This is a genomic window from Streptomyces sp. YS415 (assembly GCF_023544665.1).
Lineage (GTDB): Bacteria > Actinomycetota > Actinomycetes > Streptomycetales > Streptomycetaceae > Streptomyces.
Map to the genome: position 1 here is coordinate 1 of NZ_JAMJFL010000008.1, position 24,555 is coordinate 24,555.

At 72.5% G+C, this 24,555-nt stretch carries 21 protein-coding genes; 12 read left to right on the plus strand and 9 right to left on the minus strand.

Annotated features, from left to right (window positions below; translation table 11 throughout):
* Positions 1 to 883 (minus strand): LacI family DNA-binding transcriptional regulator (locus tag M8H82_RS12030; protein WP_250073082.1); only part of this gene is annotated, 883 nt, incomplete at its 3' end.
* A 112-nt stretch (positions 884 to 995) separates the two neighbouring features.
* Here M8H82_RS12030 and M8H82_RS12035 point away from each other — a divergent pair.
* Positions 996 to 2,156: a Gfo/Idh/MocA family protein gene (locus tag M8H82_RS12035; RefSeq protein ID WP_250073083.1), complete on the plus strand. Its 1,161-nt coding sequence runs from the start codon at positions 996 to 998 to the stop codon at positions 2,154 to 2,156.
* Here M8H82_RS12035 and M8H82_RS12040 read toward each other — a convergent pair.
* Positions 2,146 to 3,168: a LacI family DNA-binding transcriptional regulator gene (locus M8H82_RS12040; RefSeq protein WP_250073084.1), complete on the minus strand. Its 1,023-nt coding sequence runs from the start codon at positions 3,166 to 3,168 to the stop codon at positions 2,146 to 2,148. The two genes, M8H82_RS12035 and M8H82_RS12040, sit on opposite strands and share 11 nt — an antisense overlap.
* 107 nt (positions 3,169 to 3,275) lie before the next feature.
* On the opposite strand from M8H82_RS12040, the gene M8H82_RS12045 reads away from it, so the two are divergent.
* From M8H82_RS12045 to M8H82_RS12055, 3 genes are read left to right on the plus strand one after another with little or no spacing between them, the layout of a single operon-like run.
* On the plus strand, positions 3,276 to 4,397 hold the full coding sequence (locus tag M8H82_RS12045) for a phytanoyl-CoA dioxygenase family protein (protein ID WP_250073085.1): 1,122 nt from the start codon (positions 3,276 to 3,278) through the stop codon (positions 4,395 to 4,397).
* A gap of 16 nt (positions 4,398 to 4,413) precedes the next feature.
* Entirely contained in the window at positions 4,414 to 5,190 is a 777-nt protein-coding gene (locus M8H82_RS12050) for an SDR family oxidoreductase (protein ID WP_250073087.1), read from the plus strand.
* Between the two features lie 26 nt (positions 5,191 to 5,216).
* The gene (locus tag M8H82_RS12055) at positions 5,217 to 6,221 is read left to right on the plus strand and encodes a Gfo/Idh/MocA family oxidoreductase (RefSeq protein WP_250073088.1); all 1,005 of its coding nucleotides are present in this window, start codon (positions 5,217 to 5,219) and stop codon (positions 6,219 to 6,221) included.
* 54 nt (positions 6,222 to 6,275) lie between these two features.
* On the opposite strand, the gene M8H82_RS12060 is transcribed toward M8H82_RS12055, so the two are convergent.
* From M8H82_RS12060 to M8H82_RS12085, 6 genes are all read right to left on the minus strand, one after another.
* On the minus strand, positions 6,276 to 6,689 hold the full coding sequence (locus M8H82_RS12060) for a VOC family protein (RefSeq protein WP_250073090.1): 414 nt from the start codon (positions 6,687 to 6,689) through the stop codon (positions 6,276 to 6,278).
* Between the two features lie 78 nt (positions 6,690 to 6,767).
* Complete coding sequence (locus tag M8H82_RS12065; protein WP_308293249.1) at positions 6,768 to 7,787, minus strand: Gfo/Idh/MocA family oxidoreductase; 1,020 nt, start codon at positions 7,785 to 7,787, stop codon at positions 6,768 to 6,770.
* Positions 7,780 to 8,679 (minus strand): sugar phosphate isomerase/epimerase, encoded by a 900-nt coding sequence (locus tag M8H82_RS12070; protein WP_250073092.1) that lies wholly within the window; start codon positions 8,677 to 8,679, stop codon positions 7,780 to 7,782. The genes M8H82_RS12065 and M8H82_RS12070 overlap by 8 nt, the downstream gene beginning before the upstream one ends.
* Before the next feature lie 2 nt (positions 8,680 to 8,681).
* Positions 8,682 to 9,581, minus strand: coding sequence for an ATP-binding cassette domain-containing protein (locus M8H82_RS12075; protein ID WP_250073093.1), 900 nt, complete (start codon positions 9,579 to 9,581; stop codon positions 8,682 to 8,684).
* Between the two features lie 5 nt (positions 9,582 to 9,586).
* Positions 9,587 to 10,663: an ABC transporter permease gene (locus tag M8H82_RS12080; protein WP_250073402.1), complete on the minus strand. Its 1,077-nt coding sequence runs from the start codon at positions 10,661 to 10,663 to the stop codon at positions 9,587 to 9,589.
* Positions 10,663 to 11,682 carry a sugar ABC transporter substrate-binding protein gene (locus M8H82_RS12085; protein WP_250073095.1) on the minus strand — a complete coding sequence of 340 codons (1,020 nt, stop codon included), beginning with the start codon at positions 11,680 to 11,682 and terminating at the stop codon, positions 10,663 to 10,665. The genes M8H82_RS12080 and M8H82_RS12085 overlap by 1 nt, the downstream gene beginning before the upstream one ends.
* 314 nt (positions 11,683 to 11,996) lie before the next feature.
* Here M8H82_RS12085 and galE point away from each other — a divergent pair, with 314 nt between their 5' ends.
* Positions 11,997 to 13,046, plus strand: a complete 1,050-nt coding sequence (gene galE, locus M8H82_RS12090) for a UDP-glucose 4-epimerase GalE (protein ID WP_250073097.1) — start codon at positions 11,997 to 11,999, stop codon at positions 13,044 to 13,046.
* Here the strand turns inward: galE and M8H82_RS12095 are convergent.
* The gene (locus tag M8H82_RS12095; RefSeq protein ID WP_250073099.1) at positions 13,000 to 14,835 is read right to left on the minus strand and encodes a glycoside hydrolase family 15 protein; all 1,836 of its coding nucleotides are present in this window, start codon (positions 14,833 to 14,835) and stop codon (positions 13,000 to 13,002) included. The two genes, galE and M8H82_RS12095, sit on opposite strands and share 47 nt — an antisense overlap.
* Positions 14,836 to 15,040: 205 nt before the next feature.
* On the opposite strand from M8H82_RS12095, the gene M8H82_RS12100 reads away from it, so the two are divergent.
* From M8H82_RS12100 to M8H82_RS12130, 7 genes are all read left to right on the plus strand, one after another.
* On the plus strand, positions 15,041 to 16,186 hold the full coding sequence (locus M8H82_RS12100) for a cellulase family glycosylhydrolase (RefSeq protein ID WP_250073403.1): 1,146 nt from the start codon (positions 15,041 to 15,043) through the stop codon (positions 16,184 to 16,186).
* Positions 16,187 to 16,441: 255 nt separating this feature from the next.
* Positions 16,442 to 17,956 (plus strand): flippase, encoded by a 1,515-nt coding sequence (locus M8H82_RS12105; protein WP_250073101.1) that lies wholly within the window; start codon positions 16,442 to 16,444, stop codon positions 17,954 to 17,956.
* Positions 17,953 to 20,100, plus strand: a complete 2,148-nt coding sequence (locus tag M8H82_RS12110) for a glycosyltransferase (RefSeq protein ID WP_250073104.1) — start codon at positions 17,953 to 17,955, stop codon at positions 20,098 to 20,100. The genes M8H82_RS12105 and M8H82_RS12110 overlap by 4 nt, the downstream gene beginning before the upstream one ends.
* Complete coding sequence (locus tag M8H82_RS12115) at positions 20,100 to 21,560, plus strand: O-antigen ligase (RefSeq protein ID WP_250073105.1); 1,461 nt, start codon at positions 20,100 to 20,102, stop codon at positions 21,558 to 21,560. The genes M8H82_RS12110 and M8H82_RS12115 overlap by 1 nt, the downstream gene beginning before the upstream one ends.
* Entirely contained in the window at positions 21,557 to 22,195 is a 639-nt protein-coding gene (locus M8H82_RS12120; protein WP_250073106.1) for a hypothetical protein, read from the plus strand. Before M8H82_RS12115 ends, M8H82_RS12120 begins: the two co-directional genes overlap by 4 nt.
* The gene (locus M8H82_RS12125; protein WP_250073107.1) at positions 22,195 to 22,950 is read left to right on the plus strand and encodes a polysaccharide deacetylase family protein; all 756 of its coding nucleotides are present in this window, start codon (positions 22,195 to 22,197) and stop codon (positions 22,948 to 22,950) included. The genes M8H82_RS12120 and M8H82_RS12125 overlap by 1 nt, the downstream gene beginning before the upstream one ends.
* 36 nt (positions 22,951 to 22,986) lie before the next feature.
* Positions 22,987 to 24,531: a glycosyltransferase gene (locus M8H82_RS12130; protein ID WP_250073108.1), complete on the plus strand. Its 1,545-nt coding sequence runs from the start codon at positions 22,987 to 22,989 to the stop codon at positions 24,529 to 24,531.
* Positions 24,532 to 24,555: the final 24 nt, after the last annotated feature.

Here is a 24,555-nt window from a genome sequence, read left to right on the forward strand (position 1 = left end):
CGACGTCGTGGCCGCCGCCGTCCACGGTGGTCAGCCACAGGTGCCGCAGCCGGGAGAGGCTCGTGTTGTCGTAGCCGGCCACGGACAGGTCGCGCGGCACGTCGAGGCCGAGTTCCCCGGCCGCCGAGAGCGCGCCGACGCAGGCGATGTCGTTGACGGCGAACACGGCGGTCGGCCGGTCGGGGCGGCCGAGCAGGCGGACCATGGCGCGGTAGCCGCCCTCCTCGGTCATGTCGCCGGCCTCGACGCGTGCGCCGTCCGCCAGGCCGTGCGCGCGCATCGTCGCCTCGAAGCTCCGCCTGCGCAGTTCGCCGACCGCGCCGTACCCCGCGATGTGCGCGATGCGGCGGTGGCCGAGGCCGATGAGGTGCTCGGTGACCAGGCGGGCGCCCCGCTCGTCGTCACCGGCGACGACGTCCACGCGCGGCGGCACCGCCTCGCGGGCGCCCGCCACGACCACCGGCATCCGCTCGGCTGCCGCCCCGAGGGCGGCCGGGTCGGGCAGGGTGCCGACCACGACCAGACCGTCGACGCGCAGGTCGAGGAACGGGCCGGCGGGGTCCTGGCCGGTGCGGTGGTTGAGGCGGGCGTCCGCGAGCAGCATGTGCAGGCCCTGGTCGTGCAGCAGGGGGTTCAGCCCGTCGAGCAGCTCCACGAACCAGGGGTTGCGCAGGTCGTTGAGGAGGACGCCGACGGTCCGGGTGCGCCGCTCGCTGAGGCTGCGGGCGGCGGTGTTGGGCCGGTAGCCGAGTTCCCGCACGGCCCGCAGCACGGCCTCCCGCTTCTCGGGACGCACCTGCTCGGAGCCGCGCAGCACCAGCGAGACCAGGGACTTGGACACGCCGGCCCGGTCGGCCACGTCACGGATCGTCGGCGGTCTCATGTCATGGACCGTTCCATGGGCCGTCCGGGCTTGTCAAAGGGTTGACACCCGGCGCACACCCCGCCCAGTGTGGACGAACAGGCTTCTGGACCGGTCCAAATAGGGGGCTGTCATGGTGGATGCGCTCGGGGTCGCCGTCATCGGATTCGGCTGGATGGGGCGGGTGCACACCCAGGCCTACGCGCGCGTGCGCCACCACTATCCGCACCTGCCCCTGCGTCCGGAGCTGGTCACCGTCGCGGAGGAGGTGCCGGGGCGGGCCGAGGAGGCCGCGGCGCAGTTCGGTTTCGCCTCGACGACCCGGCACTGGCGGGAGGTGGCAGCCGACCCGCGGGTGCGGGCGGTCAGCATCACCGCCCCGAACTTCCTGCACCGCGAGATCGGCGTCGCGATGGCCGGGGCGGGCAAGCACATCTGGATCGAGAAGCCGGTCGGCCTGACCGCCGCGGACGCCCGCGCGGTCGCCGACGCGGTCGCGCAGGCCGGGGTGTGCGGCACGGTCGGCTTCAACTACCGCAACGCGCCCGCGGTGGAGAAGGCCCGCGACCTGATCGCCGCCGGGGAGATCGGCACGGTCACGCACGCGCGCGTGCGGCTGTTCAGCGACTACGCCGCCCATCCCGAGTCCGCGCTGACCTGGCGCTACGAGCGCGAGCGGGGTGGCAGCGGGGTCCTCGGCGACCTCGCCTCGCACGGCGTGGACCTGGCCCGCTATCTGCTCGGCGAGCTGACCTCCCTCACCGCCGACACCGCGGTCTTCGTCCCCGAGCGGGCCCGCCCGACCGGCGCCACCGCGGGCCACACCCGGGTCCGGGGCGGCGCACTCGGCCCCGTCGAGAACGAGGACTACGTCAACTGCCTGCTCCGCTTCGCCTCCGGCGCCCGCGGTGTCCTGGAGGCCAGCCGGGTCGCGGTCGGCGAGCAGAACACCTACGGCTTCGAGGTCCACGGCACCCGGGGCGCACTGCTGTGGGACTTCCGCCGGATGAACGAACTCGGCGTCAGCCGCGGCACGGCATACCAGGACCAGCCCGTCAGCACGGTCTACGTCGGCCCGGGCGACGGGGAGTTCGGCGCCTTCCAGCCCGGCGCCGGCAACGCCATGGGCTACGACGACCTGAAGGTGGTGGAGGCCTACCGCTTCCTGCGGTCGATCGCCGAGCACAGGCCCTACGGCGCCACCCTCGCCGACGCCGTGCGCAGCGCCGACGCGCTCGAGGCCATGACCCGCTCCGCCGCCACGGGCACCTGGGCCGACCTGCCTACTCCGTAGGCATGTTGTACGGCGTCACCACCTGGATCGGGGACGGCAGCGACGGCCCCGCGGGCGGCAGGGCGCCGTGCGCACGCATCACGTGGTGGCAGGCCTCGCGCAGGTCGTGGCGCAGGTCGTGGTGGAGGACGGCGGAGAGGCGGTGCTCGCGCAGCAGGCGGGTGTTGTCGTGGTCGAGGTCGTGCGCCACGAACACCGCGCACGCGCGGCCGAGTTCCTCGAAGGCCCGCAGGGTGGCGATGTTGCCGCCGCCGATGGAGTAGACGGCGCGGATGTCGGGGTCGCGTTCCAGGGCCGCCCGGACCAGGTCGTACTGGGTGGCGTCCAGGCCCTGGCCCTCGGCGATCTCGACCAGGGCGCGCTCGGGGTGCCGGGCGCGCATCGCGCTGCGGAAGCCCATCTCGCGCTCCTCCTCGTTGCGGAAGAAGCCGCTGGAGAGGCTGGTGAGCACATTGCCGGGCCGGTCCCCGAGCCACTGGCCCATGAGGTAGGCGGCGGTCGCGCCCGCGGCCCGGTTGTCGATGCCGACGTAGGCCAGGCGCGGGGTGGCGGGCAGGTCGGTCACCAGTGTCACCACCGGGATCCCGGCCGCCGTCAGCCGGCCGACCGCCGCGGTGACCTCGGGGACGTCCGGCGCCTTGAGGATGACGCCCTGCGAGCCGCGCCGCGCGATCCGGTCGAGCGTCCGGGTGAGCTCCGAGGCCGGCCCGGTCTCCCGGAAGTGGAAGCGCGAGCGGACCACCGCCGGGTGCAGGGACGGCAGTTCCGCCTCCAGGGCGGCCCGCACGGCGGTGGAGAACCGCTCCGGGGTCTGCATCACGATGTCGACCATGAAGGTACGGCCGACCAGCCGGACCTGGGTGCGCTGCCGGTCCAGGTCGGCCACGGCCCGGCGCACCTCGCGAGCGGTGCTCTCCCGCACCCCTCCCCTGCCGTTGAGGACCCGGTCCACGGTGGCCTCGCTCAGACCCGCCTGCCGGGCGATCTCCCGGATCGGGAAGGGGTGGCCCATGCCACGGCTCCTTGAGGGGTTTTTGATGGCTGCCTGCTGGTTGTTCGACGGCTTTGTCCTGACAAGAATGACAGCACTGCGACACCCCTGTCACCGAAGGGACACCGATGTCCTTCACTTCCCGGCTGTCCGCGCGGGACTGCGACCTCGACGCGTTCCGGGCATGCGTCGAGCGGACCACCGACCCCGCCGACTACCCGCACGCCGCCGCCGTCGAGCGCGGGGTGCTCGTCTACGAGGGGACCGTGCCCGAGGACGAGCTGGTCCGCGCCCTCAGCGACGGCCCCGGCGTGGTGGTCCTCCGCGGCGCCTTCGACCGGGAGGCCGTCGACCGGGTCACCGAGGTGTTCGAGGCCCTGATCGCCGGGCAGCGCGCCTCCGGCACCGGCGGCGGCGACCACTTCGCGCGGCGCGGCGCCAACGACCGGATCTGGAACGCCCTGGAGAAGACCGCCCTGCACGACCCGGAGGCCTTCGCCGACTACTACGCCAACGACGCCCTGGCGCTGGTGTCCCGTGCCTGGCTCGGCCCGGGCTACCAGGTCACCTCGCAGGTCAACGTCGTCAACCCGGGCGGCGCCGCCCAGACCGCGCACCGCGACTACCACCTGGGCTTCCTGCCGGACGAGACGGCGGCCGCCTACCCCGCGCACGTCCACCGCCTCTCCCCCGTGCTGACCCTCCAGGGCGCCGTCGCCCACGGCGACATGCCGGTGGAGTCGGGGCCGACGATGTACCTGCCGTACTCACAGACCTACGAGCCCGGCTATCTGGCCTGGCGGCGCCCGGAGTTCCAGCGCTACTTCGACGCCCATCACGTGCAGCTCCCGCTGGCGAAGGGCGACGCGGCCTTCTTCAATCCGGCCCTCTTCCACGCCGCCGGCACCAACCGCACCACGGACGTCCGGCGGACGGCCAACCTCCTCCAGGTGTCCTCCTCGTTCGGCCGGGCGATGGCGACGGTCGACCGGGAGGCGGTCGTCGACGCCGTGTACCCGGTGCTCCTCCAACGCCGGAGCGAGGGCGCGGACCCGGCACGGCTGGAGAACGTGATCGCCGCGAGCGCCGAGGGCTACCCCTTCCCCACCGACCTCGACCGCGACCCGCCCGTCGAGGGACTCGCCCCGCCCTCGCAGGCGGACGTGGTCCGGCGCGCGCTGCGCGAGGCATGGGCCCCGGGGACCCTGCGGGACGAGCTGCGGGCCCGCGCCGAGCGGCGCCGGAGCTGAAAGGACCAGCTACGACATGGGACTTCTCGACGACAAGGTGGTCCTCGTCAACGGCGGCACCCAGGGCGTCGGCGCTGCCGTCGCACGCGCCGCCGTGCGCGAGGGGGCGGTCGTGGCCGTCACGGGCCGGCGCCCCGAACCCGGTGAGGCACTGGTCGCGGAACTGGCCGCCGCCGGCGGCAGGGCGCTGTTCGTCCGGGCCGACCTGGCGGACGCCGAACGGGCCAGGGGCGCCGTCGCCGAGGTCGTTGCGGCCCACGGCCGGATCGACTGCCTGGTGAACGCGGCGGGGCTGACCTCCCGGGGCACCCTGCTGGACACCACACCCGAGCTGTTCGACCAGCACATCGCCGTCAACCTCCGGGCACCCTTCTTCGCCATGCAGGCCGCGGTCGCCGACATGGTGGCCCGTGCGGCGCCCGGCACGATCGTCAACGTCATCACCTCCTCGGCACACGGCGGACAGCCGTTCCTCGCCCCGTACGTCGCCGCCAAGGCCGGGCTGATCGGCCTGACCCGCAACGCCGCCCACGCGCACCGCTTCGACCGGATCCGGATCAACGGCCTGAACATCGGCTGGACGGAGACCGAGGGCGAGGACGCGACCCAGCGGACCTTCCACGGCGCCGGTGACGACTGGCGCGAACGGGCCGCCGCCGGGCTGCCGATGGGCCGACTCGGCCAACCGGCCGAGATCGCCGACTTCGTGGTGTTCCTGCTCTCGGAGCGCTCCGGAGTGGTCACCGGATCGGTGATCGACTGGGACCAGAACGTCCTCGGCGGCCTCGACTGACACCCTCACCCAGGAGCTGCACCACCATGCGCATAGGAATCCTCGGCCTCGGCCGCATCGGCGCCTTCCACGCCGAGACCCTCTCCGGACTCGACGCCGTCGACTCCCTCGTCCTCACCGACCCCTGCACCGACGCCGCGAAGTCCGCCGCCGAACGGTTCGGCGGCGAGGTCGTGGACTCGCCCGAGGCCCTGCTGTCCGCCGGGGTGGACGGCATCGTCGTCGCGGCGGCCACGGACGCCCATCCCGCGCTGATCCTGGCCGGGGTGACGGCAGGCGTCCCCGTGTTCTGCGAGAAGCCCGTCGCCCGGACCATGCCCGAAGGCGTCCGGGTGCTGCGGGCCGTGGAGGGCGCGGGCGTGCCGGTCCAGATCGGCTACAACCGCCGCTTCGACGCCGGTTTCGTCGCCGCGCGGGCCGCCGTGCAAGCCGGTGAGCTGGGCACCCTGCACACGGTGCGGTCGACCACGCTGGACCCGGCGCCCCCGCCCGCCGCGTACATCGCCGCCTCCGGGGGCATCTTCCGGGACTGCTCGGTGCACGACTTCGACATCATCCGCTGGGTGACGGGGCGCGAGGTCCGCGAGGTGTACGCGGTGGGCGGCAACCGGGGCGCCGACTACATCGCGCGGGCGGGCGACGCCGACACCACGGGCGCGATCCTCACCCTGGACGACGGCACACTCGCGACGGTCTCCAACTCCCGGCACAACGCCCGCGGTTACGACGTCCGGATGGAGCTGCACGGTATGCGGGACTCCATCGCCGTGGGTTTGGAGGACAAGCTGCCGCTGCGCTCGGTCGAACCCGGGGCCGCCTTCCCCGCGGGCACCCCGCACGACTTCTTCATGGACCGCTTCGCCGCGGCCTACCGCGCCGAACTCGCCGCGTTCATCGAGGTGGTGGCCGGCGCCCGGACCTCCCCGTGCACGGTCGCGGACGCCCTGGAGGCCGGCTGGATCGCCGAGGCGTGCACCCGGTCGCTGCACGAGCACCGCCCCGTCACGGTGGCGGAGGTACGGCAGGCGTGAGCGGGCCGGCACCGCTGCCGCGGGGCCGGGCGCACCCCCGGCCGCGCCCGGCGGTCAGCCCTGCGACTCGCTGATGTTGACCATCCACGGCACGCCGAAGCGGTCGGTGCACATGCCGAACACATCGCCCCACATCTGCTTCTCCAGCGGCACCGACACCTGGCCGCCCTCGGACAGCCGCTCCCAGTAGCCGCGCAGCTCCGCGTCGTCGTCGCCGCTCAGGCTCACGGAGAAGTTGTTCTCCGCGCTCTTCTCGGTGCCGGGCGGGTTGTCGGCGCCCATGAGGGTGAAGCCGCTCGGGGTCTCCAGCATGCCGTGCATGATCTTGTCGGCCATCGGGGCGTCCGCCTGCCCGATGTCGCCGTAGGTGTTCAGGTCCAGGGTGCCGCCGAAGACCTCCTGGTAGAACTCCATGGCCTGCCGGGCGTCACCGGCGAAGGTCAGGTAGGGGTTGAGTCGCGAAGCCATCACAAGCCTCCCGGAGCGGGAACGGTCACTGCTGTGCACGCTAGCGCGCGGCACGGACAACGGCCCGCCGAGCGCCGCTCAGTCGTACAGCGCGGGCCGCTCGGCGAGCTCCACCGTCACCCGGCCGCCCTCGCGCAGGGCCCGGATCCCCGCCTCGCACACGGCGGCCGCCGCGTAGCCGTCCCAGATGCCCGGCCCGGTGACCTCGCCGCGCCGGGTGGCGTCGACCCAGGCCTGGACCTCCCGGTCGTAGGCGTCGGCGAACCGTTCGGTCCAGTCCTGGGCGATGCTGCCGCCCCAGCGGCCGGCCGTGGCGGTGACCAGGTCGTGGGCGTCGCCGATGCGGGCGGTGCCGCGTTCGCAGACCGCCTCGGCCTGCACCTGGTAGCCGAATCCGCAGTTGACGAAGATCTCCACGTCCGACAGGGCGCCGCCGGAGGTCTCCAGGACGACGAACTGCGGGTCGGCCAGGCCCTCGGGGGCGTCGGCGGAGGGCGCCGGGCGCAGCACGGTGACCGCCGTGATCTCGTGGCCGAGCAGCCAGCGCGTGACGTCCACCTCGTGGGCGACGGAGTCGGTGATGAGCATCTCGGAGGTGAAGAAGTCCGGGCTCGCGACATTGCGGTGCCGGTTGTGCAGCATCAGGGGACGGCCCAGGCGCCCGGTCTCCAGCAGCGCCTTGAGCCGCGCGTACTCGGGGTCGTAGCGGCGCATGAACCCGACCTGGACGCGGCGCCGGCCGAGGGCCTGCTCGGCCTCGACCAGGCGCAGCGCGGAGGCGGCGTCGGGGGTGAGGGGCTTCTCGCACAGCACGGGCAGGTCGTGTGCGAAGGCGGCCATCAGCGCGGCCTCGTGCGCGGGGCCGGGTGAGGCTACGAGGACGGCGTCGACGTCCGCCGACGCCATCGCCGCGGCCGGGTCGGTGTGCACGGCGCAGCCGCCGGCGCGGGCGGCCACGGCCTTCGCCCGCTCCTCGTCGACGTCCACCACGGCGGTGACCCGCGCTCCGCTGATCACTTCCTGGATGCGGCGGACGTGGTCGGCGCCCATGCGGCCGGTTCCGATGACGGCTACTCCGAGCGGTGCGCTCTCAGGCACCGCAGGACCTCAGGAACTTCCGGGTGCGCACCGCGATCGGCAGCGGCCGGTCCGGCTCGCAGGGGTACATGTCCTGCTCGACGATGGCGAAGAGCTCGACCCCGAGCCGCTGCGCCGCCACCAGTACCGGTTCGAGATCCGGGACCCCGGAGGGCGGTTCGCACATCACGCCGCGCTGCACGGCGGGCCCGAACGGGACCTCGTCGCGCACGACCTCCGCGAGGATCTCCGGGTCCACCTGCTTGAGGTGGAGGTAGCCGATGCGTTCGCCATAGGTCTCGATCAGCTTGACGCTGTCGCCGCCGCAGTAGGCATAGTGCCCGGTGTCCAGGCAGAGGTTGACCAGCTCGGAGTCGGTGGAGTCGAGGAACCGCTCCACATGGTCCTCGGTGTCCAGGTGGGTGTCGGCGTGCGGGTGGACCACGATGTCGAGGCCGTAGGCCTCCTTGACCTCGTGCCCGAGCCGTTCCATGCCCTTGGTGAGGTGGGCCCACTGCTCACCGGTCAGCTCCGGCGGTTCCAGGATCTCGGCGGTCTTGTCGTCGCGCCAGAAGGAGGGGATGACCACGAGGTGGCGGGCGCCCATCGCCTGGGTGAGGGCGGCGACCTGGCTGACGTGCTCCCAGGTGGACTCCCACACGGACGGGCCGCGGTGCAGGCCGGTGAAGACGGTGCCGGCGGACACCGTGAGGTTCCGGCGGGCGACCTCGTCGGTGAGCCGGGCCGGGTCGGTGGGGAGATAGCCGTACGGGCCGAGCTCGATCCACGCGTATCCGGCCTCGGCGACCTCGTCCAGGAAGCGCTGCCAGGGCACCTGCCGGGGGTCGTCGGGGAACCACACGCCCCAGGAGTCGGGGGCCGAGCCGACCCGGATGCGGTCGAGTGCCGCCATGTTCACGCCTTTCCTTCGGGGGTGCCGGCCACCGGCGCGGTGAGGTCCGCCGCCTCGGGGAGTTCCTCGACGTCGACGCCCCGCACCTGGGACAGCTCGTGCTTGAGGGCGGCGAGTTCGGCGCCGCCGGCCATGTGGTTGGTGAGTTCCTCCAGGCTGACCCGGTCGCGGGCGGCGGACAGCTCCAGGGTGCCGAGCCGCAGCACGCTGAAGTGGTCGCCGACCATATAGGCGTGGTGCGGATTGTGGGTGATGAAGATGACGCCCAGGCCGCGGTCGCGGGCGGCGGCGATGTACTTCAGGACCACTCCGGACTGCTTGACGCCGAGGGCGGCGGTGGGCTCGTCCAGGATGAGGACGCGGGCGCCGAAGTAGACGGCGCGGGCGATGGCCACGCACTGGCGCTGGCCGCCGGAGAGGGTGCCGATGGGCTGTTCCAGGTCGTCGAGGACGATGCCCATCTCGCGCAGCTGGTGATCGGCGGTCCGCTTCATCGCGGCGATGTCGAGGCGGCGGACGGGCCAGGGGCCCTTGGTCATCTCGGAGCCGAGGAAGAAGTTGCGCCAGACGGGCATCAGCGGGACGGTCGCCAGGTCCTGGTAGACGGTGGCGATCCCGCGGTCGAGGGCCTCGCGGGGGGTGCTGAAGCGGACCGCTTCGCCGTCGACGAGGAACTCGCCCTCGGTGTGCTGGTGCAGCCCGGAGACGATCTTGATGAGGGTGGACTTGCCGGCACCGTTGTCGCCGAGCACGCAGGTCACCCTGCCGGGGTGGACGGCGAGGCTCACGCCGTGCAGGGCGCGGATGTTGCCGTAGGACTTGCCGGCGCCGCGCAGTTCGACGATCGGCCGGTCCTCCTCGGGGGCCGGGTCGGTGAGGATGGCTCCGTGCGGGGTCGTCATGGCGGTCACCTCCGGGTCGCCGTGCGGCGGACCCACAGATTGATGAGCGTGGCGCCGAGGAGCATCACGCCCAGGAACGCCTTGAACCAGTCGGGGTTCCAGCCGGCGTACACGATGCCCTGCTGGACCATGCCGAACATGAACGCGCCGAAGACCGGGCCGATCGCCGAGCCGTAGCCGCCGGTGAGCAGACAGCCGCCGATGACCGCCGCGGCGATGTAGATGAGCTCCTGGCCGACGCCCTCGCCGGACTGCACGGTGTTGAAGGAGAACAGCTGGTGCATGCCGACGAACCAGGCGCCGAAGCCGACCAGCATGAACAGCGAGATCTTGGTGAACGTCACCGGGACGCCGACGGCCCGGGCGGACTCCTTGCTGCCGCCGACGGCGAAGATCCAGTTGCCGTACTTGGTGCGCAGCAGCACCCACGTGGCGAGCGCGGCGAAGACCAGCCACCAGACGATGGTGATCTTCACCTGGACGCCGCCGACGTCGAAGGAGGAGGCGAACAGGGCCTTGGCCTGGTCGAAGCCGTCCATGGTGCTGATGTCGTCGGTGGCGACGTTGCCGGTGATCAGCTTGGTGATGGCGAGGTTCGCGCCCTGGAGGATCAGGAAGGTGCCGAGGGTGACCAGAAAGCTCGGCAGGCCGGTCCTGACCAGCATCCAGCCGTTGAAGAACCCGATCGCGAGCGACACGGCCAGGGCCACGATCACGCCGACCCAGACGTTCATGGTCAGCTGGTAGCTGATCATGCTGGCGGTCAGCGCCGAGGCGATCACCGCGACACCGGCCGACAGGTCGAACTCGCCGCCGATCATCAGCAGGGCCACGGGCAGCGCCATGATCCCGATGGTCGACGACTGGTACAGGATGTTGGCCATCGAGCTGCCGTCGCGCACCGGCGGGGCGGTGACGAGGAAGAAGACCAGCACCGCCACGGCGCCGAGGAAGACGCCCACTTCGGGCCGGGCGAGGAGCCTGAGCGCGGGCGGGCGCTCGGCGGTCCGCCCGTCGGTGCCCTTCGGGCCGGGGGCCGGCGGTGAGGTCACCGCCGGCTCAGCCTGCTGGGTCATACCGATCACCGGGTGCCCTTCGCGGCGAAGGCGGCGACCGCCTCGACGTTGGACTTGTCGACGAAGGCCGGGCCGGTCAGCACCGGCTGCTCACCGCCGCCCATGTAGTTGCCGTTGTTCTTGTAGAGCCACAGCGAGTCGATGGCCAGGTAGCCCTGGAGGTAGGGCTGCTGGTCGACGGCGAACTCGATGGTGCCCTTGCTGATGGCCCCGGTCAGGTCCTTGTTGAGGTCGAAGGTGGCGACCTTGGCCGAGCTGCCCGACTCCGCCACGGACTGCGCCGCGGTGAGCGCGAAGGGGGCGCCGAGCGTGACGACGTGGTCGATGGCCTTGTCCTCGGCGAGCTTGGCGGTGATCGTCGACTTCACGGACGGCATGTCGGTGCCGTTGACGTTGAGCGTCTCGACCGTGCCGGAGAAGGTCTTCTCGACGCCGTCGCAGCGCTGGGTGAGGCCGATGTTGCCCTGTTCCTGGATGACGCAGACGGCCTTCTTGGCGCCGGCCTCGTTCAGCCGCTTGCCGAGCGCCTCGCCGGCGACGGTCTCGTCCTGGCCGAAGAACTCCATCAGGCCGAGTTCCTGCCACTCGCTGACGCCGGAGTTGAGGCCGACGACGGGTATGTTCGCGGCCTTCGCCTTGGCTATGACGTCCTTGAGGGCGTCGGGCTTGGCGAGGGTGACGGCGATGCCGTCGACCTTCTGGTCGATGGCGTTCTGCACGAGGTTGGCCTGGACGCCCGCGCTGGGGTCGGCCGAGTAGATGAGCTTGATGTTGTCCTTGGCGGCGGCGGCCTCGGCGCCCTTGCGGACGATGTCCCAGAAGGTGTCGCCCGGTGACTGGTGGGTGACCAGGGCGACCGTCATGCGCGGCGTGTTCGCCTTGCCCGCGGCGGCGCCTTCCGCGCTTTCCTCGGCCTTCTTGCCGCCGGAGCTGCTGGAGCAGCCTGCGAGGGTCAGGGCTGCCGCAGCGGCCAGGGCCACCAGGGGGGCCGTTCTGCGGGAGCGGGAGTGCGTTGAGCGGTCCATCTTTCCTGCACCTCACTGTGCGACGGGGGAACGACGGGAAAGAAACGCGGCTGGTGCGTTGGTCCCGGATCCAATCCCTAGATGGGCCCGCTGTCAATACTTTGTTAAGACATCATTTCACAAGCAGGTCCGAATGTAAGTACATATACCGCCGAGCGGTGCCCAACAGGGCAGGACGAAGACGATCTCTACCCGCCGCGCACGGCCGTACCCCCGCCCCGAGCGCTTGACTGCCGGGACCAGGGGGCGCAGAGTCGTACATATACATCGTAAACATACGCTGTTACCCGGTCACGAGGAGCGGAGCCGGGCCCATGAGCGCACCGTCCACTGTCCTCGTGACCGGCGGGGGCGGATTCATCGGCAGCCACGCCTGCGTGGAGCTGCTCGACCACGGTTACGAGGTGATCGTGGTCGACAACTACAGCAACAGCTCCGCGCAGGTCTTCGCCCGCGTCGAACGCATCGCGGGCCGGTTCGTCGGCGCCGTGTACGACCTCGACGTGCGGGACCGGCAGTCCCTGTCGGCCGTCTTCGACCGGCACACCGTGGACGCCGTGCTGCACTTCGCCGGGCTGAAGTCGGCGGCCGGGTCGATGCGGGCGCCGGTCGCCTACTACGACGTCAACGTCGGCGGTACGACGGCCCTGCTGGGCGCCATGCACGAGCACGGGGTGCGCCAACTGGTGTACCCCTCCTCCTGCTCGGTCTACGGCGAGGCGGGCCCGGGGCCGATCGGCGAGGCCACGCCCGCGCGGCCCGTCCATCCGTACGCGGCCTCCAAGTGGGCCTGCGAGCGGATCCTCGCCGACGTGTGCCGCCACGATCCCGAGTACACCGTGCTGTGCCTGCGCTACTTCAATCCGGCCGGCGCCCACCCGAGCGGACTGCTCGGCGAGGACCCGCAGGGCACCCCCGACAACCTGATGCCGTACCTGGCCCAGGTGGCCGTGGGACGGCAGCCCCGCCTGACGGTCTACGGCGGGGACTACCCCACCCGGGACGGCACGGCGGTCCGGGACTACCTGCATGTGATGGACGCGGTCGAGGCGCACCGGCTCGCGCTGGACCATCTCGCCGACGCGACGGGCATGCACGTGTTCAACCTCGGCCTCGGCAGGGGCACGTCGGTGCTGGACGTCCTCGCCGCCTACTCCGGGGCGTGCGGCCGTCCGGTGCCCTACGAGGTGGCGCCCCGCCGCGCCGGTGACGTGGCCGAGCGAGTCGCCGACACCAGCGCGGTGGACCGGGCCTGGGGCTGGCGGCCCACCCGGGACCTGGCCGACATGTGCCGGGACAGCTGGCGCTTCCAGCAGCTCAACCCGCTCGGGTACGCGGGGTCCGCGCGGCGGCAGGAGTCCTAGCGGTGGTGGTCCCCGCGAGCGCGAAGGCGGTCTCCGCGAGGGCCAGGTGACTGAACGCCTGCGGCGCGTTGCCCAGTTGGCGTCCGGCCGCCGGGTCCCACTGCTCCGAGAGCAGCCCCACGTCGTTGCGGACGGCCAGGACCCGCTCGAAGGTCTCCCGGGCCTCGGCGGCGCGGCCGGTGGCGGCGAGGGCGTCGGCGTACCACAGGGAGCACGAGACGAACGCGCCCTCGTCGCCCGGCAGTCCGTCCACCTCGTGCACGCCCTCGCCGCCGCACGCGTAGCGCCGCAGGAACCCGCCGTCGGCGAGCCCGCTCATCGCGCTGACGGTGCCGCGCACCCGCGGGTCCCGCGCGGGCAGGAAGCCCACCTTGGGCAGCAGCAGCGCGGCGGCGTCCAGGGCGGGTGAGCCGTAGGCCTGGACGAAGGAGCGCTGCGCGGGATCCCAGCCCTCGCGGCAGACCTGGCCGCGGACCTCGTCCGCCATGGCCCGCCAGCGATCCGCGGAGCCGTTGCGGCCGAGGAGTTCGCCCATGCGCAGGGCGCGGTCGGCGGCCACCCAGGTCATGACCTTGGAGTGCACGAACTGCCGGCGCGGCCCGCGCACCTGCCACAGGCCCCGGTCCGGTTCGCGCCAGTGCCGGAGCAGGAAGCCCATCATCGACTCGACCAGGTTCCACACATGGGCGGGCATGGGGATGCCGGCGAGCAGGGAGAGGCAGAGGGTGTCCAGCACCTCGCCGTAGACGTCCAGTTGGAACTGGCCGACCGCCGAGTTGCCGAACCGCACCGGCCGCGAGTCCTCGTAGCCCGGCAGCCAGGGCGCCTCGGTCTCCGGCAGCAGCCGCTGCCCGCCGACGCCGTACACCGTCTGCAGGTCCGCCGGGTCGCCCGCGATGGCCCGCACCAGCCAGTCCAGCCAGGCCGACGCCTCCTCCCGGTAGCCGCAGCGCAGCAGGCAGGACAGGGCGAGGGTGGAGTCGCGCAGCCAGCAGTAGCGTTGGTCCCAGTTGCGCTCGCCGCCGAGGCAGCCGGGCAGCGAGGTGGTGGGGGCGGCGACGATGCCGCCCGTGGGCGCGTAGGTGAGGGCCTTGAGGGTGATCAGGGAGCGCACGACGGCGTCCCGCCAGGGCCCGTCGTAGCGGCAGCGGCCGGTCCAGCGCCGCCAGTGGTCGACGGTCTCCTTCAGCACCGTCTCCGCGGGCACCGCGAGCGGGGCGGGCGGGCCGGGCAGATGCGAGGGCGCCCAGACGAGCGTCAGCGCCAGCCGGTGCCCCGCGGTGACGGTGAACTCGGCGATGTTCGAGGCCTCCCCGCCGAGCACCCGTACGGGTCCGTCGGCGCTCACCCACACCGCGTCGGGCCCGGCGACCGCCACGGTGCAGTCGCCGTCGGCCCGGGCCCAGGGCACGACCCGGCCCTGGTGGAACCGCAGCCGCAGCTCGCTGCGCAGGGTCACCTCGCCCGACAGGCCCTCGACCACCCGTACCAGACAGGGCAGTTGGGTGCGCGGCGGCATGAAGTCGGTGACGCGTACGGTGCCGGTCACGGTCTGCCAGCAGGTGTCCAGGACGAGGGTGTCGTGGCGGTAGGCCCGGCTGGTGCAGAGGCCCCGGCCGGGGGGCGCGAGGCGCCAGAAGCCGTTGTCCGGGGTGCCGAGCAGGGCGGCGAGACAGGCAGGCGAGTCGAAGCGGGGCAGACACAGCCAGTCGACGGAGCCGTCCCGGCCCACCATGGCGGCGGTCTCCAGGTCGCTCAGGAGGGCGTAGTCCTCGATCGCGGCGCTCATGACCGCCGGCCGTTCGCCTTTGGTCCGGCGCCGTACGCAGACGCCATTCGTTTCCGCATCACCGATCACCGAAGCTGTATATTTACGACGTATACGTACATCCTCGGCTCCGGTGTCCTCCAGGTCAAGCGGTGCCTGAGGCCACCACTCCCGCGACTCGCTTTGGCGGGTTTTCCGACCGGGTTCTAGGCTGGATCGGGTGGTGATGCACGACCACCGGAGCCGCCGTCGTCCGGCCATGTGGTGGGCCCTGGCCGTGCTGGCGATCGGGGCACTCCTGGCCGGCAGCTGCGCCCCGCACGAGCCGGACTCCCCGGCCCCCTCGGCGAAGCCGTCCTTCGGGATCGCATACGGCAACCGCCTCGTCCACATGTCCGACGAGGACCTCGCCGCCGCCCTCGACGACGCCGTCACGGTGGGGGTGCGGTGGGTGCGGGCCGATCTGGCGTGGGGGGACATCCAGCGGGACGGGCCGGGCAGTTACCGGTGGCACGTCTTCGACCGGGTGGTCACGGCGGCCTCCGAACGCGGCCTGTCCGTCCTGCCCGTGCTCGCCTACACGCCGCGGTGGGCGCGGCCCGCGGGCTGCTCCGGCGACAACTGCGCGCCCGCCGATCCCGAGGCGTTCGCCGCCTTCGTCGCCAAGGCCGCGACACGGTACGCCCCGGACGGCATCCACACCTGGGAGATCTGGAACGAACCCAACATCAAGGTCTTCTGGCAGCCCGCACCCGACGCCTCCGCCTACACGACGCTCCTCCGGACCGCGAGCCGGGCTCTGCGGCAGGCGGACCCGGCGGCCTTTGTCATCCTCGGCGGGCTCGCCGTGGCGCACACGAGGGACGGGGACATCTCACCGACGGACTTCCTCGCGGACGTGGCGGCACGGGGCGGCAACCGGCTCGTCGACGCCGTCGGCTATCACCCGTACACCTATCCGCAGCTCGCGAGCGTCCCCGCGTCACCGGCCACGGCGTGGCAGGGAATCGACGGTTCGCCGAACAGTCTGCACGGCATCCTGTCCGCGCACGGCACGCCCGACCTGCCCGTGTGGATCACCGAGTTCGGTGCCCCGACCAACGGGCCGGGCAGGGCTTCGGACGGAGGGGCCGGGGCGACCGGGCCCACGACGACTCACGTGACCGAGAAGCAGCAGGCCGCGATCGCCACGGACGCGGTGCCCACGGCGGCCAGGACCCCGCGCGTGCGAGCCCTGATCTGGTACACCGATCGCGACCACAGCACCGACAGGTCGTCGCGGGAGAACTTCTTCGGCCTGCGCCGCGCCGACGGAAGCGCCAAACCCGCCTTCGACGCGCTGCGTGGCGCCATTGCCGCGCTCGACGACTGACCTCGACCTGCCGTCGGCCCCGTTACCGGCGAGACAGAAGTTCTCCGCTGGCACCAGTGGGACGGATGGGCAAGCATTGATCGTGAATGCACTCGAGGACCGAACTCAGGGTGTTCGATGGCGGATCATCTGCGGCGGAACCGCTGCCGCCCTACCGCCTCCGCGCGGGTGAGGGCGCCCCTTCTGTCTGCACCCGTGGGGTGCCTCGCGACGGGGTTCCCCGCCTCCCTCGGCCCGGCACCGGGCCTCGGGCTCATGTGCCCCCGCGAGGACTCCCCCCGCGGACCGGGGTGGACCGGCGGGCGCCGGGAGCCCAACGGCCCAGGGCTCGTACGGGACACGCCCGTACGCACGGCCCGCACCGCGCTGGTGCTCGGTGCCGCCGAGATCATCGGCAAGCTCTCGATGCTGATCCTCACCGTCGGGGCCGCTCGGATGCTGGGTGTGGTCGACTTCGGCGCCTTCTCCTACGCACTGGCCATCGGCACCCTCGTGGCGGTCGTACCGCAGTGGGGGTACGACATCACGGTGATCCAGCGAGCCAGCGCCGAGCGGACGCGCCTGCGGGAACTGCTCGCCGAACTGCTGGTCATGCGAACGCTCCTCGCCGTCCTGGTCTTCACGATCGTCGGCGGGCTGTCCGGGCTCACGTCGCTCTCCGGGGGCCACGAACCGGTGGTCGGTCTGCTCATCGTCGCCGCCGTCCTGATGGATACGTACACGGAGGCGTACCGCTCCGCCACCGCCGCGCTGCAACGGCAGAGCATGATGGCGGTCGTCCACCTCGTGCAGCGTCTGCTGACCGCCGGTGCGGCTCTGCTGGCGCTGTTCGCCGACACCGGGCTCCCCGGGCTGGCCGTGGCCTTCTTCGCCGGAACCCTCGTCGGGCCGGTGACGGCCGCGGCGCTCATGCGGCGCACCGGATACGGACCCGACTGGAGAAGCGTCTCCCGCGCGGGACTGGTGGATCTGAACCGGGGAACCTGGGTGATCGGCGTCGCTTCGCTGGTGCTGATCGTGCTGTTCCGGATCGACACGCTGATGATCGGCTGGTTCGCCGGGACCCGCGAGGTCGGTATCTACGCCGCCGTCTACCGACTGCTCGAGACCACGCTCTTCGTCAGCTTCGTGGCCGCCCGGACCATCTTTCCCCTGATGGCGATCACCCCCGAGCCCGACCGGGTCAAGCGCTACAGCGAGCAGGGCATCAGCATGATGGCGGCGGTCTTCCTGCCGTACATGGTGCTCCTGTGGTGCCGGGGCCACGGCGTGCTGGACATCCTGTACGGCCGGCAGTTCGCCGACGAGGGGACCGGCATGCTGGCCTGGCTGGCTCCCGCCCCCTTCCTCTACGGGCTGTCCTATCTCGCCTCGTACGCCATCGTGGCGGCGGGGCCGACCCTGCGCGCCCTCACCGGTTCCCTGATCGCCCTGGCGGTCAACCTGGGCCTGAACCTCGCCCTCATCCCGGGCTACGGAGGGATCGCGGCCGCGTTCTCCACGTCTGTGTCCTACGGGGTCTACGCGGCCGCGCTCATCCTGCTGGGACGGTCCCGGGCGGGAATCCCGAGGCTGCCGAGGGCGCTGCTGCCCGCCGCCGCGGCGTCCGCCGTAGCCGCCGGACCGCTGCTGGCACCCTGGCCCTTCGTGCCGGCCCTGATCGGTGCCGCGGCCCTTTACGTACCGACCTGGCTCCTGATCACGCGCCGCATCGATCCCCATCAGGTGCAGGTACTGCGCAGGATGCTCCAGCGCGGGAGGTTCGCATGAGCTGTCCGCTGCGGGTCACCGTCGTGGCGCCCTACGGGGTCGTCGGAGGCGCCGAACTCTGGCTCCTCTCCCTCCTGGACGTCACCGACCGACTCGATGTGAACGCCGTGCTGCTCGCCGACGGGCCACTGCGGGACGAGTTCGCGCGGCGGGGCATCCCGTTCGCCACCCGCCCCACGGGCCGTTCCGCCGGGGCCCTGGCGGGCACCGCCGCATGGCTGTTCCACCGATTGCGCACCGCACGGCCCGACGTGGTCCTCGCCAACGGCGTCAAGGCCGCCACGGTCGCCGCCCCGGCCGCCCGGCTCGCCGGGGTGCCCTGCGTGTGGGCCAAGCACGACCACTCCTTCGACGGCCCCCTGACCCGGGCCCTGGCAGCGCTCACCGACATGTGCATCGGCACCGAGCCCGGACTGGTCGCCGCCTCCCGGCACCCTCGGCCCGTGGAAGTGCCGGTTCCCGCGCCGAGTGGTACGGCCCTGCCCCGTACGGCGGCCCGGGAGCAGCTGGTCCGGCGCGGGGCGAGGCTCGGCGACGACGAGCGACTGCTGCTCACCATCAGCCGGCTGGTCTCGTACAAGGGTGTGGACGACGCGGTCGCGGCCCTCGCGCGGCCCGGCGGTGAACAGTGGCGGCTCGCGGTGGTCGGCCCCGAGGATCCGAGCGATCCGGGCGAGCGGCGGCGGCTGACCCGGCTGGCCGAGGAGCTCGGGGTGGCGGACCGGGTGGACTTCGCCGGCTGGATCGAGGAGGCGTGGCGCGTCATCCCGGCGGCCGACTCCGTCGCCGTGCTCACCAAGCCCGACGGAACGGGCCCCGGGCAGGAGGCGTTCGGCGGGACCGCGATCGAGGCCATGCTCAACGGCGTACCGGTGATCACCACCGGGCCGGGTTCGGTCGCCGACCGCGTGGCCGGGCCGGCGTCGGTGCCGCCCGGCGGCATCGCGGTGCCCCCTGCCGACCCTGCCAAGGTGGCCGACGCCCTGGGCCGGCTCGCGGACCCGGGGTTCCGGGCGGCCATGGGGCGGGCCGGACTCCTCAGGACCGCCGCCAACCCCGGTCCGCGGGACTGTGCACGTCTCCTAGCTCAGGCGCTGTCCCGGGCCGCCCGGTTGCCCGGCGCCGGCCTGGAGGCAACGGCACCGGTGTCGGTCGTGGTCACGGTGCTGAACCGGGGCGAGGCGGTCGACGGGCTCATCACTGCGTTGCTCCGCCAGCTCACCGTGGACGGTGACGAGCTGGTGGTGGTGGATCGCGGCTCGAGTGACGACACCGCCCGGCGGGTGATGGCGCGGGCCTCCCAGGACGCTCGGATCCGGCCGTTGGTCCAAGCCTGCGCGAGTGCCGCCGCGGGACGGGACGCCGGGGCAAGGGCGTCGGCCAATGCGCTGGTCGCCTGGATCGACGCGGACTGCACGCCCGCGCCGGACTGGGTGGCCCGGATGCGTGCCGCGGCCGACGACTCGGAGGCGGCCGACCTGCTGGCCGGGGTCTGTCGGGTGACCGGTCACGGGGTGGCCTCGGACGCCGCGGCCCTCACGCATCCGCTCCCCGAAGAGATCCGGCGCGGTCCTGGGCCGTGGACGCGGATGCACCGGCTGCTCTTCGGCCCGGGACTCAGCACCACCGGACCGTACGGAAGGTCACTCGCCTTCACCCGCCGGGACCGAGCGGATGCCGAAAGCTCCGGCGAACGGCCTGCCCCCGGCGCAGACGTGTACCTCGAAAGGGCCCGCCCCACCGCCGTGGTGGCCTCCGCCGAGGTCAGCCGAGACGTACCGACGCCGTGGCGGGAGGCGGTGCGTCAGGCCTACCGGGAGGGCGTGGAGCTGGGGCGCCTGGCGAATCGCAGGCAGCTCGCCGGTGGGACCGTCCGGGGGGCCGGGTATGCGAGCGCCCTGGCCGTGGCGCACAGGCACCGAGGGGTCCGGTCGGCGTCAGCCGCCGGGGGCGTGGTCTGCCTCGGCTACCTCTCTCTGCCGGTCGCCCGGGCCGTCCACCGGGGCCACTGGGGCACGTTGTCCATCGTTCCCATGGCCGTCGGCGCGCTCACGACGGCCCGCGCCGCGGGCGCCCTCCACGGGCTGGCCGACCGCGTCGGGACGAACGGACGGCCGGATGCCTCCGAGGGAGGCGGGGCCTGATGACCGGGGCGATGGCTCTGGAACGGCACCGGACTCTCGGGATCGCAGGTGCGGTCCTGTTCGCCGGCGTCGGCATCTGGGTCTGCGCACGGAGCGTGCCGCTCGGTCTCGGCCTGCTGTTCGTGCTACCCGCGCTGATCCTGCTGACGGTCGCCGCCCTCCGTCGGCCGGTACTGGCCGTCGCCGCTTTCGCCGTACTCCTTCCGGCAGGGGGCATCGGGCTGCCCCTGGCGATGAACCTCGTGCAGCTCCTGGCCGCATTCACCGCCATGATCGTGCTCGCGGCGCGGATCAGCGGCCGGGGGCGCCCCATCGGCTGGTCTCCGGTGCTCGCGGCCTCGGTGCTCCTGGTGGTGTCCGCGGTCCTGTCCTCGCTCACCAGCTTCGACCTGAGCAATTCGCTGACGCAGTGCGTGAACTATCTGGCCGGACTGGCCCTGGCGGCAGCCGTCGTCGCGGCCACCGAGCGGCGTTCCGACCTCCTGGTGGCGGCGATGGCTCTCGTCGTCGGCGGGGCGGTGCTGTGCGGCACCGTCCTCACCTCGGTTCCGCACCTGGAGGCCCGCTACGACGCGACCCTGGTCGACAACCGGCCGGTGGGAACCTTTGCGCAGCCCAATGAACTCGGCCTGTGCGCGGCGATGATCCTGTGTTTCGGCCTGGCCATGGCCATCGTCATGCAGCGCCGGCGGCACACCGCGCTGAGCGTTGTGTGCGCGATCGCCTCGGCCCTGGCCCTGGTGGCCCTCGTGCTCAGCCTCTCCCGGGGTGCCTGGATCGGTGGCGGCGTCGGCCTGGTCGTCCTGTTCGCACTGCTGCGGGGAGCACGCCGGCCGCTGCTGATCTGTCTGACGGCGGTGAGCGTGGCGGTGGTGGCGTTCGTGCTTGCCGCCCCCGCGACGTCGGGCTCGTCCGTTTTCGCCGAGCGCCTCTCCTCGATCTTCACGGGTGAACGCAGTCCCTACGACGAGCGGCCGGCGGCCTGGGCCGGTGCCGTCCAGCAGATGCGTGAGAGCCCGTTGCTGGGCAGCGGCCCCGCCGCCTATCAGGCAGCGGCCGCACGGGGCGTGGCCCAGTTCACCGATGTGCGCCACGTCGATCACGCCCATGTTCTGTACCTCACCGTGGGCGCGGAGCAGGGGGCGCTCGGGGTGGCGGCCCTCGTCACCACGATCGGAGTCGGCACGCGGGAAGCCCTGCGCAACCGTGCCGCGGTCACGGACTCCACCAGCGGCGCGGAGGACGCCACGTCCACTGCGACGCAACCGGCGTACAGCGGTGTCTCGGCCGCGTCCGCCGCGGCGCTCGCGGCCGTCACCGCCCAGGGGGTCGTCGACTACTCGCTGCGCAACCCCGTCCTGGGAACGATGACGTGGCTGCTCATCGGCCTGCTCGCGGCATGTGCCCGAACCCGGTCGGCCCTGCCCGCCGACGTTGATCCCGAAGGTGGCCGAACATGAAGCGCACACCGGATGCCCTGGCGGCACCCAAGCGGCCGGAGGCAGAGCGGCAAGAAGGCGGGGGCAACCCTCGCCGCACCTCTTCCTACCGGCGCCCGGTCCTGGCCGGGCTGATCGCGGGGCTGATCGTGCTCGCCATCGGCGTGACCGTGATCGCGCTCCAGCCCAGCCGCTACACGGTGACCAGTACCGTGTCCTTCGCACCCCGCTCGCAGCCCAACGTCAGCGCGGAAGTGGTGCAGTTGGCCGCCACCAAGTACGCGGTGACGGCGGGGGCGAGAACGACGCTGGACTTCGCGGCCGATCGCAGCGCCATGACGACCTCTCAGCTGCGGGACCGGGTCTCGGTGTCGGTGCAGCAGGGCACCGCCAACGTCGACATCGAGGTGGAGGGCTCGAATGCCGCGCAGGGCGCGAGAGCCGCCAACGCCCTCGCTTCCTCCGTGGCGCAGGCGACCGCCGACGACGAGCTGATCGTCGGTGAGGTGACCGCTCCCGCCGACCCGGATGCCGCGGAGCACACGCCGTCACGCCCGTTGCTGCTGACCGTCGCGATCATCGCGGCCGTGCTGGTCGCCGGCTGGGTGGGCTTCGCCGTCCGGCACCTCGATCGGCGAGCAGCCAAGGGGTCCTGATGGGCGACGCACTGGTGCTGATGTATCACGCGATCGGCTCGCGCAGTTCGCAGCGTGATCCCCACAATCTGTTCGTCCCTCCGGAGCGGTTGCGCAGGCAGCTCGGCATCCTGCTCGAGCGCGGTTGGACGCCCTTGACGCTCGACGCGTACCTGCGGGGTGACGTCCCGAGGCGCAGCGTGCTGCTCACCTTCGACGACGGCTTCCAGTCGTTCCTGGAGGAAGGGTTGCCGGTGCTGCGGGAGCTGGCGGTGCCGGCCACCGTCTTCGTGCTCAGCGGACTGCTCGGTGGCAGGTCCCGCTGGATGGCGGACATGCCGGACGAACGGCTCGTGGACGCCGACGGTGTACGGGAGATGGTCGGCGCGGGGCTGGACGTGGAGAGCCACGGCTGGGACCACAGCACTCTGGCGGGCGCGGCTGCCGTGACGCTGAAACGCAATGTCACGGAGGCCGCCGGGGCGCTGTCCGAACTCACGGGGCGCCGGCCTCGCGCGTTCGCCTACCCGTACGGGGAGCATGACGGCGCCGCGCGTGCGGCCGTCGCCGATGCGGGCTTCGCCGTCGCGTTCAGTGTCCACGAGAAGGCGGGGCGGTTCGCCGTGCCCCGGGTCGATGTCAACCCCGTCGACACGGACACCACTTTCCGGATGAAGACCCGCCCCGGCTACTCGACGCTGCGGCGGCTGTCCGGGCGGGTCCCCGGGCTGCGTCCGGCCCTGCACTCCTTGGTCGGCCGGGCCGACCGGACGTAGTCACGCCCCAGGCACCACGGAGGAGAGTGATTCCCCATGTCGGATCGATTGCGCGTCACCGTGGTGGCATCCACCGGCGTCGTCGGTGAAGCCGAGAGCTGGCTTCTGTCCCTGCTGGATGCCACGGACCGGCTGGCGGTCGAGGCGGTGCTGCCGCAGGACGGGCCCCTGCGCGAGGAGTTCACTCGTCGGGGGATGCCGAGCTTCGTGCGCGCCACCGGCGACTCCGTCGCCGTTCTCGGCTCCACGACCCCCTGGCTGGTGCGCCATCTCCGCGCGACCCGCCCTGACGTGCTCCTGGCCGACGGAGTCCGGGCGGCGTTGGCCGCCGCTCCGGCGGCTTGGCTTGCCGGGGTCCGGTGCGTATGGGTCAAGCACGACCACGCGTTCGACGGACCGGTCATGGCGCTGCTGGCCGCGCTGACCGACGGCTGCGTGGCGACCGAACCCGCCCTGGTCCGGGCGTCCCGGCACCCCGAGGCGACGCTGGTGCCCAGTCCTGCCACCGGTCCCGACGGCCCCCGGATGTCCGCGGACCTGTTGGCGCAGGCACTGGCCGAGGCCGCCCGGCTGTCCGGCGCCGGGCTGACCGGGACGGCTCCGGTCTCGGTCATGACCTGTTTCTGGAACGAGGGGGAAGGTGTCGACCGACTCCTCGAACTGCTGCTGCCGCAACTGACCGTGGACGGCGACGAGATCGTGGTGGTGGACGACGGTTCCACCGACGACACCGCGGACCGGGCCACCGCCTGGGCAGCGGACGACGCCAGGGTCCACGTCCTCGGAAACCCCCACCGCGGACTGCCCGCAACGCGCAACGCCGGCGTCCGCGCGGCCCGCAACCCTCTCATCGCCTGCACCGACGCGGGCTGTGTCCCCGCTCCGGACTGGCTGGCCCGGCTGCGCGCGGCCTGGGCCGAACCGCGGCCCGCCGATCTGCTGACCGGCGGGTACCGGGTGAGCAGTGACGGGGTGTCGGCCAGGGCCATGGCACTGGTGGGGTATCCGGTGCCGGAGGAAGTCCTCCACCCGGGGCCCTGGACGCGCGTGTACACCCGGCTTCTCGGCCGTGCCTTCGACGCGTCGACGCCCAGCGGCCGATCGATGGCTTTCACCCGCGCGGCATGGCAGGACGCCGAGGGGTTCACCGAACACCTGAAGACGGCTGAGGACCTGGCGTTCGCCCGGGATGTCATCGCGGCAGGCGGTCGTGCGGTGCTGGTCACGTCCGCCGAGGTGGAGTGGGCGCAGCGGCCGACGATGCGCAGTACGGCGGTGATGTACTACCGGTACGGCCAGGGCAGCGGGCAGATGGCCGATGGCCGCCTGCTGGGCCGCGACGCCCTGAGAGCGGTCGCCTACCTGGCCGCCCCCGCCGCGCTGGCACGAGGCCCTCGCGCCCGAGCGCTCGTGGCCGCCGCGGCCCTCACCTACCTGTCGCTGCCGATGGCACGGGCCGTCCGCGGGCACCACTGGTCCGCCCTGCCTCTCATTCCCCTGGTCACGGCCGTACGTGATCTCGCCAAGACAGCGGGGGCGGTCCACGGACTGACTCTGCGGCTGAAGGACCGCCGGAGCTGAGTCGGCCGAGGGTCCTGCACCGTC

What these genes read in the sequence shown, in the direction of transcription:
- M8H82_RS12045 (WP_250073085.1), top strand. Translation starts at nt 3,276, where the DNA reads ATGTCCTTCACTTCCCGGCTGTCCGCGCGGGACTGCGACCTCGACGCG.
- M8H82_RS12040 (WP_250073084.1), bottom strand. Translation starts at nt 3,168, where the DNA reads ATGGGCCACCCCTTCCCGATCCGGGAGATCGCCCGGCAGGCGGGTCTG.
- M8H82_RS12035 (WP_250073083.1), top strand. Translation starts at nt 996, where the DNA reads ATGGTGGATGCGCTCGGGGTCGCCGTCATCGGATTCGGCTGGATGGGG.
- M8H82_RS12115 (WP_250073105.1), top strand. Translation starts at nt 20,100, where the DNA reads ATGACCGGGGCGATGGCTCTGGAACGGCACCGGACTCTCGGGATCGCA.
- M8H82_RS12050 (WP_250073087.1), top strand. Translation starts at nt 4,414, where the DNA reads ATGGGACTTCTCGACGACAAGGTGGTCCTCGTCAACGGCGGCACCCAG.
- M8H82_RS12060 (WP_250073090.1), bottom strand. Translation starts at nt 6,689, where the DNA reads ATGGCTTCGCGACTCAACCCCTACCTGACCTTCGCCGGTGACGCCCGG.
- M8H82_RS12095 (WP_250073099.1), bottom strand. Translation starts at nt 14,835, where the DNA reads ATGAGCGCCGCGATCGAGGACTACGCCCTCCTGAGCGACCTGGAGACC.
- M8H82_RS12110 (WP_250073104.1), top strand. Translation starts at nt 17,953, where the DNA reads ATGAGCTGTCCGCTGCGGGTCACCGTCGTGGCGCCCTACGGGGTCGTC.
- M8H82_RS12055 (WP_250073088.1), top strand. Translation starts at nt 5,217, where the DNA reads ATGCGCATAGGAATCCTCGGCCTCGGCCGCATCGGCGCCTTCCACGCC.
- M8H82_RS12085 (WP_250073095.1), bottom strand. Translation starts at nt 11,682, where the DNA reads ATGGACCGCTCAACGCACTCCCGCTCCCGCAGAACGGCCCCCCTGGTG.
- M8H82_RS12125 (WP_250073107.1), top strand. Translation starts at nt 22,195, where the DNA reads ATGGGCGACGCACTGGTGCTGATGTATCACGCGATCGGCTCGCGCAGT.
- M8H82_RS12120 (WP_250073106.1), top strand. Translation starts at nt 21,557, where the DNA reads ATGAAGCGCACACCGGATGCCCTGGCGGCACCCAAGCGGCCGGAGGCA.
- M8H82_RS12130 (WP_250073108.1), top strand. Translation starts at nt 22,987, where the DNA reads ATGTCGGATCGATTGCGCGTCACCGTGGTGGCATCCACCGGCGTCGTC.
- M8H82_RS12070 (WP_250073092.1), bottom strand. Translation starts at nt 8,679, where the DNA reads ATGGCGGCACTCGACCGCATCCGGGTCGGCTCGGCCCCCGACTCCTGG.
- M8H82_RS12075 (WP_250073093.1), bottom strand. Translation starts at nt 9,581, where the DNA reads ATGACGACCCCGCACGGAGCCATCCTCACCGACCCGGCCCCCGAGGAG.
- galE (WP_250073097.1), top strand. Translation starts at nt 11,997, where the DNA reads ATGAGCGCACCGTCCACTGTCCTCGTGACCGGCGGGGGCGGATTCATC.
- M8H82_RS12100 (WP_250073403.1), top strand. Translation starts at nt 15,041, where the DNA reads ATGCACGACCACCGGAGCCGCCGTCGTCCGGCCATGTGGTGGGCCCTG.
- M8H82_RS12105 (WP_250073101.1), top strand. Translation starts at nt 16,442, where the DNA reads ATGTGCCCCCGCGAGGACTCCCCCCGCGGACCGGGGTGGACCGGCGGG.